Raw genomic sequence first — 13,342 nt, 5'->3', positions numbered from 1 at the left:
GCTGACATGAAACGTACGATCAACTTCATGGGCGTTCGCAACATTGCGTTCGGCATCACCATGCTCCTGACGATTCTGGCGTTGTTCAGCTGGTTTCATAAAGGGCTCAACTTTGGGCTGGACTTCACCGGCGGTACGCTGATCGAGCTGACTTACGAGCACCCGGCCGATCTCGGCAAGGTGCGCGAAGAACTGGCTTCTTCGGGGTATCACGAAGCTATCGTTCAGAGCTTCGGTGCCACCACCGACCTGCTGGTGCGCATGCCGGGTGAAGATCCGCAACTGGGTGCGCAAGTAGCCCAGGCGCTGCGCAAGACCGGCGCGGACAATCCGGTTACGGTCAAACGCGTCGAATTCGTCGGTCCGCAAGTGGGTGAAGAGCTGCGCGACCAGGGCGGCATCGGCATGTTGCTGGCACTGGGCGGCGTTCTGATTTACCTGGCCTTCCGCTTCCAGTGGAAATTTGCGGTCGGTGCCATCGTTTCGCTGATCCATGACGTGGTAGTGACGATGGGTATCCTGTCGTTCTTCCAGGTGACGTTCGACCTGACCGTACTGGCCGCCGTTTTGGCGATCATCGGTTACTCGCTTAACGACACCATCGTCGTATTCGACCGGGTTCGCGAGAACTTCCGTCTGCTGCGCAAGGCTTCGCTGATCGAGAACATCAACATCTCGACCACTCAGACCCTGCTGCGGACCATGGCGACGTCGATCTCCACGCTGCTGGCAATCGTTGCGTTGTGGATCTTCGGTGGCGACAGCCTGCACGGTTTCTCCGTAGCGCTGTTCATCGGTGTCCTGGCGGGTACGTATTCGTCGATCTACATCGCCAACGTGGTGCTGATCTGGCTGAACCTGCGTTCCGAAGACCTGCTGCCACCCGTGACTGCAGAAAAGGTCGACGATCGTCCCTGACGATTTTTCCTGACCGGTCATCACGTTAAAAGGCGCGAGTGTGAACTCGCGCCTTTTTTCATGCTCCAAGGCTGGGAGTAGCGCGAGCAATTGCGCTGAATATGGTCAGGAGGTTCACGTGAACAAATCGTTGCTTGTTGGTGCGGTGTTGGGTGCTGTCGGTGTGACTGCCGGTGGTGCTTTGGCCACCTACAGCCTCGTTAAAAACAACGGCCCTGAGTATGCCGATGTACTCGCCGTCGAGCCTGTCAAAGAACAGATCAAGACCCCTCGTGAAGTGTGCAAGGACGTCGCGGTCACGCACCGCGCACCGGTCAAGGACCAGCATCAGATCGTCGGTACGGTCGTGGGAGCCTTGGCAGGTGGCCTGCTCGGTAACCAGATCGGTGGCGGGACCGGCAAGAAAGTCGCTACCGTCGCAGGTGCCGTCGGTGGTGGCTACGCGGGTAACAAGGTTCAGGAAGGCATGCAGAACCGCGACACTTACACCACCACTCAAACTCGTTGCAATACGGTCAACGACATCAGCGACAAGGTCGTGGGCTACAACGTGAAATATAAGCTGAACGACAAAGTCGGTCAGGTGCGTATGGACCGCGATCCGGGCAGTCAGATTCCGGTGAACAAAGACGGTCAGTTGGAGTTGAGTCAGGCGGGTCAGCAGTAAGTCTTGTTGAACTTCACGAAAAACGCCCCTCTCGCAGGGGCGTTTTTTTTGCATTTTTTTTCGCGTCACGCAGGGATTGTAGGAGTGAGCTTGCTCGCGATAAGGGGGTTAGGCCGATGATCTGCTTCGGCTGAAATGCTGATCGCGAGGAAGCTGACTCCTCTAGGTTCGTATTGATGGGTGCTTGCGTGCTGCTACAGCAAAGTTCATATCTACAAAGTCTTGAGTAGGTAGTAACTATATATTTTTAATCGCCAGACCCGCCGCGTAAGCTCTTCGGCGTGACCGAGCAACGCTCGAATTTCTCGGCTCACCTGAACAACTCTAATAAAAACCAGCTATGCCATGCGGGAATAAAAATGCAAAAAAGCCCTGTATCTCTCAGCCTCACGTCGGCTGCCGCCCTCGGATTGAGCCTGGCCTTCCCAGGTTTCGCCGAAGCTGATTTCTTCGAAGACAGCAAAGCCGATCTTGAATTTCGCAACTTCTACTTCAACAGCGATTTCCGTCAGGAAGGCGCGAACCAATCCAAGCGCGACGAATGGGCCCAAGGCCTGATTCTCAACTTTGAATCTGGATTCACTGACGGGCCGGTCGGTTTTGGCGTCGATGCCATAGGGCTGTTTGGCTTGAAACTCGACTCTGGCCCTGACCGCCGCAACACCGGTTTATTGCCGGTGGGAGATGAAAAAGCGCCCGATGATTACGGCCGTTCCGGTGTGACGGCCAAGGCGCGAATCTCCAAGAGCGTGCTGCGCGTCGGCACCCTGATTCCCAAACTGCCAACGGTCGTTCCTAACGATGGACGTCTGCTGCCGCAAACCTTCCGTGGCGCACAGGTCACCTCCAAAGACTTCACCGACATGACCCTGAACGTCGGGCGTCTGACCAGTAACACCGAGCGCAATGACAGTGGTCACGAAGACATCGTCGCCGAAGCCAAGGGCATCAAGGGCGGCCGTCCAAGCGACAAGTTCGACTTTGCCAGCGCCAGTTACAACTGGACCAAGGGGTTGACCACGTCCTACAACTACGGCGGCCTTGAGAACAATTACAAGCAGCACATCGTCACGCTGCTGCACAGTTTTCCGCTGAGTGATTCGCAGTCGATCAAGAGCGACCTGCGTTACGCGCGCTCGCTGAAGGACGGTAATACCAACGTCGATAACACGGCCATTGGCGCACGGTTCACCTACAACATCGGCGGCCATGGTTTTGGCCTCGCCTATCAAAAGATGAGCGGCGACACCGGCTTCCCTCACCTGGCAGGCACTGATTCGTTCCTCGTCAACTACGTGATGATTTCCCCGGATTTCGCCAATCCCGAAGAGCGCTCCTGGCAAGCCCGATACGACTACAACTTCGCCACCGTCGGCCTGCCGGGCCTGACCTTCATGACCCGCTATCTGCAGGGCGACAACTTCGCGCGTGGCAACAAGGAAGGCACCGAATGGGAGCGCAATACCGACATCGCCTACGTGTTCCAGAGCGGCGCATTAAAGAATCTCGAATTGAAGTGGCGCAACGGCAGCTACCGCAGCAACGGCGGCAACAACATTGATCAGAACCGCGTGATCGTCAGCTACACGCTGCCGCTGCTCTGAGTCTCAACGCTTTCAGCAACATCCCGACAACGCTCACCCCCGGCCCTCGCCGCACTGGAGCCTGAAATGCCCACAAGAAAGACGCTTATCCACCTGGCTGTCGCGTTTGCCCTGTTCAACAGTTATGGCGCGTACGCCGCCAACACGGCTGACTTGCCCTGCAAAACCACTGAAGAATGCGCCGCCCAGGCCGCGAAAATCGGCGCGACGGTCGACAAGTCGAAGACAAAAGGCAGCAAGACCGAAAGCCAGTTTTCCTGGCTGAACCGGATCAACAAGGCCTCTATTGTCATGCTGACCGAAGAGGGCATCGTGAAGCCGGAAATGGGCCAGAAGATCGCCACGGGGGTGCGTTACGCCATCGACCAGGCCGATCAGCCCAACGGCAAACGGCCCAGCGACGTGCTTCAGCTTGAAGAAATCATGACCGACAAGATTGGGCCGGAAGCCTCGCTGATCCACTCCGGCCGCAGCCGTCAGGACATGCTCGCCACGTATCGCCTGGCGAAATTGCGCTCCGACGTCCTTGCTTACAGCGAAGCCCTGAACGCTACCCGCAAGCGTTTGCTGGATCTGGCAGACAAGAACATTGACACCCTGATTCCGGCCTACACCAACGGCGTGCAGGCGATGCCGATCACCTACGCGCATTACCTGTTGGCGTACGAAGCGGCGTTCGACCGTGACGGCCAGCGAATTCGCGAGCTGTACCAGCGCCTGAACCAGAGCCCGATGGGCACGGCGGTACTGGCCAACTCAGCCTATCCACTGAATCGCGAGCGTATGGCCGAGCTGCTGGGTTTCGACGGGGTGCGTGAAAACTCGCTGGATTCCAGCCAGGTTTCCACCTACGACATTCCCATCGAAGCGGCCAACGTGGCCTCGTCATCCGCGATTCGGATCGGTGCGCTGATCGGCGACATTCACACCCAATATCACCAGATTCGTCCTTGGTTGTTGCTGGACGAGGAAAAGACCTACACCAGCAGTGCCATGCCGCAGAAGCGCAATCCGGGTCTTCTGATGCGTGCGCGTGAAACGGCGTCCGATGTGGTAGGCCTGGCACAGACCGTGACCTTGCGCGCCCATAACGTCACCACCGGCATGACCGACTACAAGTTTGCGTTCGACTCGCTGGGCGTTTTTGATTCGACCAAGGATATGTTCGGTGCGATGGACGCCGTGCTCGATGCTTTGCAGGTCAATCCGCAGCGCGCGCGGGAAGAACTGGAGAACGAATGGACTACCTCCATGGAGCTTGCGGACACGCTGGAGCGCACGCAGAAAGTACCGTTTCGAATCGGCCACAGCTTCGCTTCGCTGATCGTCGAACAGGCTCGCGATCAGGGGCTGACATCAAAGACCTTCCCGTACGCCGACGCGCAGAAGCTCTACACCAAAGCCGCCGACAAGTACCAGTGGAAACCGAACACTCTGCCGTTGGATGAAGCGACTTTCCGCGGGTCGTTGTCACCGGAAAACATGGTCAAGACCCGCAAGGGCACCGGCGGCCCGCAACCGGAAGAGGTCAAGCGCATGCTGGCGGAGGCGCACAAAAATCTGGAAGGCGATCAGACCTGGCTGCGTGAGCGTCGGGACAAGCTGACTCAGGCGGAAGGCAATCTGGATCGGGCTTTCGAGAAGCTGTTGTCGTCCAAGGGCTGAGGTCAGCCTCTGGAAAACTGCCTGATAGATTGACCAAAATCCTGTGGGAGCGAATTTATTCGCGATTCGATGTCTTGGGCGGTAGCGAATTGCCGCCCATGCCGCCGTCTCGCGAATGAATTCGCTCCCATAGGTTTAGTGCATTCTGCCACCGGGCAATTGCCAGGCACGCTACGCAATTGCCCAGCACGTTGGTGAGTACGCGGCACTTCATCAGGCGTTCCACCCCCAGCAGCAAACCCACCCCCTCCACCGGCACGATGTGCAACATATTGAGCGTGGCGATCAGCGTAAAGAACGCCGAGCCTGCCATGCTGGTCGAACCCAGCGACGTCACCAGCGAAATCAACAGCAGGGTCAGCAGATCCGAACCTGTCAGTTCGATGCCCGACATCTGAGCCAGAAACAGGACTGCCGTGATCAAGTAGATATTCGAGCCGCTCAGGTTGAAGGTGTAACCCGTGGTCAGGACTAGTCGAGTCAATTGTCGCTCGCAACCCAGTGTCTGCATTTTCTCGATCAGGCCGGGGAGGGCGGCGACGGACGATCCGGTGAAGGTGACCAGGAGCAGTTCATCTTTGACGTGTTTCACCAGCGACCAGAGCGACACGCCGGACAACTGCGCCACCGGTATCAGCACCAGTACAACAAAGGCGCCACTGGCCAAGTACATCACCGCGACGAACTTCAGCAACGGCAGCGCTGACGCAGGACCAAATTTCCCGAGGGTAAATGCGATGGCGCCAAACGCGGCGAGGGGTGCGAAACGCAGAATGATCCTCAAGCCCTTGAACAGCAGCTCTACCAGCTTTTCCAGCAATGCGTGCAAGCGGTCAGCCTGGGGATGGCCTCTGGCGCGCATCATCAAAAAGCCTGTCACCAAGCCCGCGAGCATGACCTGCAAGATCGGGTTTTGAGTGAGCGCGCGGAACAGAATGGAACCGACAGCGGACCAGGAAAAGCCTGACGTCGCTGGAGGAATGTGTCCGAGGTACAGGGGAGCGTTCGAGGTGCCAAGCGGGGCGCCCCCGCCGGGATGAGTGAGTTCCGCGATCAGGCAACCGAGGCACAGCGACAGCAGCGCCATCGCCTGAAAGTAAATCCACACCTTGCCCGCCAACCCGCGTTGCCTGACCTTGAGACCCGCAACGCCCGAAGCGATCAGCAGGAACATCATGAACGGCATTAACCAGCCAATGACCCTGATGAACCCGTCGCTTAGCGGTTTCATCTCAACGGCGAGCTTCGGATCTAAGACACCCAACAGCGCGCCACAGAAGATGGCCAATAGAAGTTGCAACGTGGCACTGCTCAAAAGCCTTGTCGGCATCGGCGTTCCGGAGATGTTGTATTTATTGTCATGAGCGTGGCTTGTCAGCACGATGGCGATTGGGCACGCTTGCCGGCCTGCTGTCGCAATGACCGGGCGGCAATCATAAAACCTCGCTGCGGGATAGACCACCATGGAGCTTCGTCATCTGCGCTATTTCGTCATGGTGGCCGAAGAGCGGCATTTCACCCGTGCGGCTGCGCGATTGAACATGCAGCAGCCTCCGTTGAGCCAGCAGATCCGGGCTTTGGAAGAGGAGTTGGGTTTCGAGCTGTTCAAACGCCATCCCAAGGGAGTGGATCTTACGGCGGGCGGGCAGGTCTTCCTGCAGGAAGCGCAGGACATTCTGGCGCGGGTCAAAGAAGGATCGCTCAAGGCTTCCCGCGCAGCCCACGGCATCGAGGGACAGTTGGGGGTGGGATTCACCAGTTCGGCCGCAGCCCACCCATTGATCCCGCGCATCATCCGCGCCTACCGTGAGCGCTTTCCTGGCGTTGCCGTAATGCTCAAAGAAGGCAGCGCCCAGCAACTGACCGAAGCGGCCATTGAGGGCAGCGTCGACGTCGGGATTCTGCGTGCGCCGGTGGGCCGGCATCAAAGCATCGAGTTCCACCGCTTGCTTAACGAGGAGATGTTGCTGACATTGCCGGTGGGTCATCGTCTATTGGCGGGGCGCGATACGGGCAACGGGGCGCCTTCCATTTCGCTCAACGATCTGGCCGACGAGCAGTTCATTCTCGTCCGTCGTCCCGGAGCGCCGGGGATGTACGCCAACCTCATCAAGGCCTGCCAGAACGCGGGCTTCAATCCGAAGATCGCCTTTGAGGTTGAGCGAATGCTGACCAACGTCAGTCTGGTGGCCGCGGGTGCGGGGATTTCCATCGTGCCCGCGTCGATGAAGGACGTGCACAAAGAGAGCGTTGTCTATTGCCCGATCGTCGACGCCAAGCCCCGACTGCATGCGCCGATCACGCTGGTGTGTCGCAGCTTCAATCAGCTGCCACCGCTGCAGAACTTCATTGGTTTGTCCCGAGAGTTGAGCGGGAGGCGCCACCGCCGATGATCAACCTGTAGGAGCGAATTCAGTTGCGAGGCGTCCATGCAGACGACACATTTTTATCGCCTGAACCGCCGTCTCGCGAATGAATTCGCTCCTACAGGTCCGTTTGTAGCCGTTAGCGCCGTGGAGATTCACAGGCATAAAAAAACCGGCACATGGCCGGTTTTTTTGCAGCATCAACGCTTAGCGCTTGAGCGACGCAGGCACGAACGGTGCGATCGAGGTCAGCACGGCTTTGAAGCACTTGGTGTTGCCCGCAACGATGTGGCCTTTCTCAAGGAATTCGTGGCCACCGTTGAAATCGCTGACCAGGCCGCCTGCTTCCTGAATCAGCAGGGCGCCCGCGGCCATGTCCCACTCGGACAGGCCCGACTCCCAGAACGCGTCGAAACGACCGGCTGCAACATAAGCCAGGTCCAGGCTTGCGGCGCCTGCGCGACGGATGCCTGCGGTCTGGCCGACCAGCGAGCGGAACATGTTCAGGTAGTTGTCCAGGTTGTCGAGCTGGTTCTCGCGGAACGGGAAGCCGGTGCCGAGCAGGGCGCCCTCCAGGCTCTTGCGCGGGCTGACACGCAGGCGGCGGCCGTTCAGCTGAGCGCCACGACCACGGGAGGCGGTGAATTCTTCCTGGCGAACCGGGTCGAGAACCACGGCGTGTTCCAGGCGACCGCGATATTTGCAGGCAATGCTGACTGCGAAATGCGGCACGCCGCGTACAAAGTTGGTGGTGCCGTCCAGCGGGTCAATGACCCACAGGTAATCGGCGCCTTCGCCGGTGCCTTCTTTGAGGCCGCTTTCTTCGCCAAGGATGCCGTGATTCGGGTAAGCCTTCAGCAGCGCCTCAATGATGGTTTTTTCAGCGGCGCGATCGATCTCGGTTACGTAGTCTTTCGCGTCTTTTTCGTCGACCTTGATGGTATCCAGGCGCTCGATGGAGCGGAAAATCAATTCGCTGGCGCTGCGGGCGGCGCGCAGCGCGATATTCAGCATGGGCTGCATGGATGTAATCACCTAGGTCGTTAAAGAGAGCCGGGCATTCTAGGGGTTCTTGTCGATGATTTCCAGCGCGAAGAGGGCCTTTCCTCCGCGTCTCGTCGCCTCATGCGCGACGGGCGGTTGCGGATTCGTGTCGGTTTCAGGGCATGCCCAGGGGCGTTGGTGCAAGGGTTCATAGCCTTGGGCCGGGCGCTTCTGTAAGATTCGTCCCCCTTTCCAGCTGCTAGCGAGACTGCCCCAGTGCTGCAAAACATTCGTGTCGTTCTGGTCGGAACCAGTCATCCGGGGAATATCGGTGGTGCGGCGCGTGCCATGAAGAATATGGGGCTGTCGCGGCTGGTATTGGTCGATCCTGCGCATTTTCCCCATCACGAAGCCGATGCCCGTGCCTCCGGGGCCGGCGACATTCTGGAAAGCGCCCAGGTGGTCGCGACACTCGAAGATGCGCTGGTTGGCTGCAATCTGGTCATGGGCACCAGTGCACGGGATCGTCGTATCCCCTGGCCCTTGCTCGACCCTCGTGAAGCGGGCGTCAAGACCATCGAGCACGCTGCTCAGGGTGAAGAGATCGCTCTGGTGTTTGGCCGTGAATACGCCGGCCTGACCAATGAGGAGCTGCAACGCTGTCATTACCATGTGCACATTCCGTCCGACCCCGAATTCAGCTCGCTCAACCTGGCGGCCGCTGTTCAGGTGCTGAGCTACGAGGCACGCATGGCGTGGTTGGCGGCGGAAGGGCAAGCGAGCAAGGTCGAGAAATACGAAGTGACGTCCGTACGTAGTAATGAGCTGGCGACCATGGATGAGATGGAAAAATTCTATGAGCATCTGGAAGCGACGTTGGTCAGCATTGGCTTCCTTGATCCCGAGAAGCCTCGTCATCTGATGGCGCGGTTGCGTCGGCTTTATGGTCGCTCTGCTGTCAGTCGTTCCGAAATGAACATTTTGCGTGGCATCCTCACCGAGACCCAGAAAACGGCCAACGGTGAGCCCTACAAGCGGAAGGATCAGTGATGTTCGAGCGTTTGCGAGAAGACATTCAAAGCGTGTTTCACCGTGACCCGGCAGCCCGTAACGCATTCGAAGTGCTGACCTGCTACCCCGGCATGCACGCGATCTGGCTGCATCGGTTATCAGGCTGGCTGTGGCACAAGGACCTGAAATGGCCTGCGCGCATGGTCTCGAACTTCGGGCGCTGGTTGACGGGCATCGAAATTCATCCGGGGGCCAAGGTGGGGCGACGCTTCTTCATCGATCATGGCATGGGGATCGTCATTGGCGAGACCGCTGAAATCGGCGACGACGTGACGCTCTATCAGGGTGTGACGCTGGGCGGCACCAGCTGGAATAAAGGCAAGCGCCATCCGACGCTGGAATCCGGTGTTGTGGTGGGGGCGGGCGCGAAGGTGCTTGGCCCGTTCACCGTCGGTGCGGGTGCCAAAGTCGGTTCCAATGCGGTCGTCACCAAGCCGGTACCGGCAGGTGCGACGGTCGTCGGTATTCCCGGGCGCATCATCGTCAAGGCGGATGAAGACGAGACCCATGCCAAGCGCAAGGCGATCGCCGAAAAAATCGGCTTTGACGCGTATGGCGTCAGTGAGGACATGCCGGACCCGGTGGCCAAGGCGATCGGCCAGTTGCTCGATCACCTTCAGGCGGTCGACGTGCGCATGGAAGACATGGGTAAGGCGCTCAAGAGCCTCGGTTGCGAGTACCGCGAACAGGAGCTGCCGGAGCTGCGAAAAGACGTGTTCGACTGCATTGAAGAGCGCAACGCGACCAAAGTGGGTCAAGGAATTTGACGCAAACGACTCTAAAAGGGTCGTTGGAACATGCCATTTGACCTCTGATCTTGCTATTATGCCGCCCGCTCTTTGCGGGTAATCCCGACTGCTTTGCTAGGTCTTATAGTTGACTTAAATACTCGGGAATAGCATACTCGCCCTCATTCCGAACCTCCGCGGTACACGTCATGCGACTGACTACAAAGGGCCGATACGCCGTCACTGCCATGCTTGATCTGGCGTTGCACGCGCAGCATGGGCCAGTGTCTCTGGCCGATATCTCCGAGCGGCAAGGGATTTCCCTTTCCTACCTCGAACAACTGTTCGCCAAGCTGCGTCGCAGCAATCTGGTGTCCAGCGTGCGTGGTCCAGGTGGCGGCTACCAGTTGTCCCGCGACATGCAGGGTATCCAGGTGGCGCAAGTGATCGATGCAGTCAACGAATCGGTCGATGCGACGCGCTGTCAGGGGCTCGGTGATTGCCATGCTGGCGATACCTGTCTCACCCACCATCTGTGGTGCGACCTCAGCCAGCAGATTCATGAATTTCTAAGCGGTATCAGCCTGGCCGACCTCGTCACTCGCCGTGAAGTGCAGGAAGTCGCCCAACGTCAGGACCTGCGTCGCTGCAATACCAAGACGCAGTTTCTGGACAAGATTGAAACATCCGCCGTTGAGTGAACGCAGATGAACGCGCGGCGCGCCTGCCCGATAGGAGATATTCAATGAGATTGCCGATTTACCTCGATTATTCCGCGACGACCCCGGTCGACCCGCGTGTTGCGCAGAAAATGAGCGATTGCCTGCTGGTGGATGGCAACTTCGGTAACCCGGCGTCGCGCTCCCACGTCTTTGGCTGGAAAGCCGAGGAGGCGGTTGAGAACGCTCGTCGTCAGGTCGCTGATCTGGTTCATGCAGACCCGCGTGAAATCGTCTGGACCTCCGGTGCCACCGAGTCCGACAACCTGGCCATCAAGGGCGCCGCGCATTTCTATGCGACCAAAGGCAAGCACCTGATCACCAGCAAGATTGAACACAAGGCAGTCCTCGACACCATGCGCCAACTGGAGCGTGAGGGTTTCGAAGTCACCTACCTGGACCCGACCGAAGACGGTCTGATCACGCCGTCCATGATCGAAGCCGTGCTGCGTGACGACACCATTCTGGTCTCGATCATGCACGTCAACAACGAAATCGGCACCGTCAACGACATCGCTGCGATTGGCGAACTGACCCGTTCGCGCGGCGTGCTGTTTCATGTTGACGCTGCTCAGTCCACTGGCAAGGTCGAGATCGACCTTTCCAAGCTGAAAGTCGACATGATGTCCTTCTCGGCGCACAAGACTTACGGTCCTAAAGGCATCGGCGCGCTGTACGTCAGCCGCAAGCCTCGCGTCCGTATCGAAGCGACCATGCACGGTGGCGGTCACGAGCGCGGCATGCGTTCCGGCACCCTGGCGACTCACCAGATCGTCGGCATGGGCGAAGCATTCCGTATCGCGAAAGAAGAGATGGCTGCTGAAAACGTTCGCCTCAAGGCGCTCAGTGACCGCTTCTACAAGCAGGTCGAGCATCTCGAAGAGCTGTACGTCAACGGCAGCCTGACAGCCCGCGTACCGCACAACCTGAATCTGAGCTTCAACTACGTCGAAGGCGAGTCGCTGATCATGGCGCTCAAGGATCTGGCGGTGTCGTCCGGTTCTGCGTGCACCTCGGCTTCCCTGGAGCCTTCCTACGTTCTGCGTGCCCTGGGTCGCAACGACGAACTGGCACACAGTTCGATCCGTTTCACCTTCGGCCGCTTCACCACCGAAGAAGAGATCGACTGGGCTGCGCAGAAAGTCTGTGAAGCCGTCACTAAGCTGCGCGCTCTGTCGCCGCTGTGGGACATGTTCAAAGACGGCGTCGACATCTCGAAAATCGAGTGGGCCGCACACTAATTTAAAGTCGCCATATGAATGCGGCGCTTTGAAAACCGGGTTTTTGAAGTGTCGCCAGAGCGACAAACTGATGAGGATTGCACCATGGCTTACAGCGAAAAGGTCATCGACCACTACGAGAACCCGCGCAACGTCGGCAAGATGAACGCGGAAGACCCTGATGTCGGCACTGGCATGGTCGGCGCTCCGGCGTGCGGTGACGTCATGCGCCTGCAAATCAAGGTCAACGAGCAAGGCATCATCGAAGACGCCAAGTTCAAGACCTACGGCTGCGGTTCGGCCATCGCCTCCAGCTCCCTGGCGACCGAGTGGATGAAAGGCAAAACTCTGGACGAAGCAGAGACCATCAAGAACACTCAGCTGGCTGAAGAACTGGCCCTGCCGCCGGTGAAAATTCACTGCTCCGTACTCGCCGAAGACGCCATCAAGGCCGCCGTTCGCGATTACAAGCAGAAGAAAGGCCTGCTCTGAGCAGTCTTCATCCCGCTTGCACGTAAGGAGTCACGATGGCTATCAGCATGACCGAAGCGGCCGCCAATCACGTACGTCGTTCCCTTGATGGGCGCGGCAAAGGTGATGGTATTCGTCTGGGCGTTCGCACCACAGGCTGTTCCGGCCTGGCGTACGTACTTGAGTTCGTCGACGAACCGGAAAGCGAAGACACCGTTTTCGAGTACCACGGCGTCAAGGTGATCATCGATCCCAAGAGCCTGGTTTACCTCGACGGCACCGAACTCGATTTCGTCAAGGAAGGGTTGAACGAAGGCTTCAAGTTCAACAACCCCAACTCGCGCGGTGAATGTGGCTGCGGCGAAAGCTTCAACGTCTGAGGCTTATCGTGGGTACTCCTTGTCATTTCGCTCTATTCGATCTGCAGCCGGGTTTCCGTCTGGATCTTGACCTGTTGGCTACGCGTTATCGCGAGCTTGCCCGTGGCGTGCACCCCGACCGCTTCGCTGACGCTTCCGAGCGTGAGCAGCGCGTTGCGCTGGAGCGCTCGGCGAGCTTGAACGATGCCTACCAGACGCTGAAGAGCGCGCCTAAACGGGCGCGTTATCTGTTGGCGCTCAAAGGTGAGGTGCCGCTGGAGGTCACGGTTCACGACCCCGAGTTCCTGATGCAGCAGATGCAATGGCGCGAAGAGCTAGAAGACCTGCAAGACGAGGCGGATCTGGACGGTGTCGCGACCTTCAAGCGTCGGCTCAAGGTGGCGCAGGAAGAACTGAATGATAGCTTCGCAGCCTGTTGGGACGATGCTGCACAGCGCGAACAGGCCGAACGCCTGATGCGTCGCATGCAGTTCCTCGACAAGCTTTCCTACGAAGTGCGCCAGCTGGAAGAGCGCCTCGACGATTAACCCCGCGCCGCCTTTTGGGCGG

At 58.6% G+C, this 13,342-nt stretch carries 14 protein-coding genes; 12 read left to right on the top strand and 2 right to left on the bottom strand.

The annotated features are described in order from the left end of the window. The first annotated feature begins 6 nt into the window (after window positions 1–6). The 4 genes from secF to AAEO81_RS25360 all read left to right on the top strand — a co-directional run bounded on the left by secF (window position 7) and on the right by AAEO81_RS25360 (window position 4,854). Window positions 7–918: a protein translocase subunit SecF gene (gene secF, locus AAEO81_RS25375; RefSeq protein ID WP_341959720.1), complete on the top strand. Its 912-nt coding sequence runs from the start codon at window positions 7–9 to the stop codon at window positions 916–918. Between the two features lie 118 nt (window positions 919–1,036). Continuing rightward, on the top strand, window positions 1,037–1,585 hold the full coding sequence (locus AAEO81_RS25370; RefSeq protein ID WP_166593669.1) for a glycine zipper 2TM domain-containing protein: 549 nt from the start codon (window positions 1,037–1,039) through the stop codon (window positions 1,583–1,585). 359 nt (window positions 1,586–1,944) lie between these two features. Further along, window positions 1,945–3,189: an OprD family porin gene (locus AAEO81_RS25365; RefSeq protein ID WP_341959718.1), complete on the top strand. Its 1,245-nt coding sequence runs from the start codon at window positions 1,945–1,947 to the stop codon at window positions 3,187–3,189. Window positions 3,190–3,255: 66 nt separating this feature from the next. Continuing rightward, on the top strand, window positions 3,256–4,854 hold the full coding sequence (locus tag AAEO81_RS25360) for an argininosuccinate lyase (RefSeq protein WP_341959716.1): 1,599 nt from the start codon (window positions 3,256–3,258) through the stop codon (window positions 4,852–4,854). Window positions 4,855–4,909: 55 nt separating this feature from the next. Here AAEO81_RS25360 and AAEO81_RS25355 read toward each other — a convergent pair whose 3' ends face one another. Next, window positions 4,910–6,184 (bottom strand): cation:dicarboxylase symporter family transporter, encoded by a 1,275-nt coding sequence (locus tag AAEO81_RS25355; protein ID WP_341959714.1) that lies wholly within the window; start codon window positions 6,182–6,184, stop codon window positions 4,910–4,912. Window positions 6,185–6,317: 133 nt separating this feature from the next. Between AAEO81_RS25355 and AAEO81_RS25350 the strand changes: the two genes are divergently transcribed. Beyond that, the gene (locus AAEO81_RS25350) at window positions 6,318–7,247 is read left to right on the top strand and encodes a LysR family transcriptional regulator (protein WP_341959713.1); all 930 of its coding nucleotides are present in this window, start codon (window positions 6,318–6,320) and stop codon (window positions 7,245–7,247) included. Between the two features lie 180 nt (window positions 7,248–7,427). Here the strand turns inward: AAEO81_RS25350 and suhB are convergent, their stop codons facing one another. Beyond that, the gene (gene suhB / locus AAEO81_RS25345) at window positions 7,428–8,243 is read right to left on the bottom strand and encodes an inositol-phosphate phosphatase (RefSeq protein ID WP_166593664.1); all 816 of its coding nucleotides are present in this window, start codon (window positions 8,241–8,243) and stop codon (window positions 7,428–7,430) included. 237 nt (window positions 8,244–8,480) lie between these two features. Between suhB and trmJ the strand changes: the two genes are divergently transcribed. From trmJ to hscB, 7 genes are all read left to right on the top strand, one after another. Then, window positions 8,481–9,254, top strand: a complete 774-nt coding sequence (gene trmJ / locus AAEO81_RS25340) for a tRNA (cytosine(32)/uridine(32)-2'-O)-methyltransferase TrmJ (protein WP_341959710.1) — start codon at window positions 8,481–8,483, stop codon at window positions 9,252–9,254. Continuing rightward, entirely contained in the window at window positions 9,254–10,042 is a 789-nt protein-coding gene (cysE, locus tag AAEO81_RS25335; protein WP_341959708.1) for a serine O-acetyltransferase, read from the top strand. The genes trmJ and cysE overlap by 1 nt, the downstream gene beginning before the upstream one ends. Window positions 10,043–10,212: 170 nt before the next feature. Beyond that, window positions 10,213–10,704: a Fe-S cluster assembly transcriptional regulator IscR gene (gene iscR, locus AAEO81_RS25330; RefSeq protein WP_166593661.1), complete on the top strand. Its 492-nt coding sequence runs from the start codon at window positions 10,213–10,215 to the stop codon at window positions 10,702–10,704. A gap of 44 nt (window positions 10,705–10,748) precedes the next feature. Beyond that, on the top strand, window positions 10,749–11,963 hold the full coding sequence (locus AAEO81_RS25325) for an IscS subfamily cysteine desulfurase (RefSeq protein WP_341959706.1): 1,215 nt from the start codon (window positions 10,749–10,751) through the stop codon (window positions 11,961–11,963). 84 nt (window positions 11,964–12,047) lie between these two features. Then, window positions 12,048–12,434: a Fe-S cluster assembly scaffold IscU gene (gene iscU / locus AAEO81_RS25320; protein ID WP_062383507.1), complete on the top strand. Its 387-nt coding sequence runs from the start codon at window positions 12,048–12,050 to the stop codon at window positions 12,432–12,434. Window positions 12,435–12,469: 35 nt separating this feature from the next. Next, the gene (iscA, locus tag AAEO81_RS25315) at window positions 12,470–12,793 is read left to right on the top strand and encodes an iron-sulfur cluster assembly protein IscA (RefSeq protein WP_065990022.1); all 324 of its coding nucleotides are present in this window, start codon (window positions 12,470–12,472) and stop codon (window positions 12,791–12,793) included. Window positions 12,794–12,801: 8 nt separating this feature from the next. After that, entirely contained in the window at window positions 12,802–13,320 is a 519-nt protein-coding gene (gene hscB / locus AAEO81_RS25310) for a co-chaperone HscB (RefSeq protein WP_166593659.1), read from the top strand. Window positions 13,321–13,342: the final 22 nt, after the last annotated feature.

The organism is Pseudomonas sp. RC10, assembly GCF_038397775.1.
GTDB classification, from domain to species: domain Bacteria; phylum Pseudomonadota; class Gammaproteobacteria; order Pseudomonadales; family Pseudomonadaceae; genus Aquipseudomonas; species Aquipseudomonas bambusae.
The sequence above is the reverse complement of the archived record's forward strand: the minus strand, read 5'-3'. Positions and strand labels throughout refer to the sequence as shown.

What these genes read in the sequence shown, in the direction of transcription:
- AAEO81_RS25365 (WP_341959718.1), top strand. Translation starts at nt 1,945, where the DNA reads ATGCAAAAAAGCCCTGTATCTCTCAGCCTCACGTCGGCTGCCGCCCTC.
- iscU (WP_062383507.1), top strand. Translation starts at nt 12,048, where the DNA reads ATGGCTTACAGCGAAAAGGTCATCGACCACTACGAGAACCCGCGCAAC.
- iscA (WP_065990022.1), top strand. Translation starts at nt 12,470, where the DNA reads ATGGCTATCAGCATGACCGAAGCGGCCGCCAATCACGTACGTCGTTCC.
- suhB (WP_166593664.1), bottom strand. Translation starts at nt 8,243, where the DNA reads ATGCAGCCCATGCTGAATATCGCGCTGCGCGCCGCCCGCAGCGCCAGC.
- AAEO81_RS25350 (WP_341959713.1), top strand. Translation starts at nt 6,318, where the DNA reads ATGGAGCTTCGTCATCTGCGCTATTTCGTCATGGTGGCCGAAGAGCGG.
- cysE (WP_341959708.1), top strand. Translation starts at nt 9,254, where the DNA reads ATGTTCGAGCGTTTGCGAGAAGACATTCAAAGCGTGTTTCACCGTGAC.
- AAEO81_RS25325 (WP_341959706.1), top strand. Translation starts at nt 10,749, where the DNA reads ATGAGATTGCCGATTTACCTCGATTATTCCGCGACGACCCCGGTCGAC.
- iscR (WP_166593661.1), top strand. Translation starts at nt 10,213, where the DNA reads ATGCGACTGACTACAAAGGGCCGATACGCCGTCACTGCCATGCTTGAT.
- AAEO81_RS25360 (WP_341959716.1), top strand. Translation starts at nt 3,256, where the DNA reads ATGCCCACAAGAAAGACGCTTATCCACCTGGCTGTCGCGTTTGCCCTG.
- AAEO81_RS25355 (WP_341959714.1), bottom strand. Translation starts at nt 6,184, where the DNA reads ATGCCGACAAGGCTTTTGAGCAGTGCCACGTTGCAACTTCTATTGGCC.
- secF (WP_341959720.1), top strand. Translation starts at nt 7, where the DNA reads ATGAAACGTACGATCAACTTCATGGGCGTTCGCAACATTGCGTTCGGC.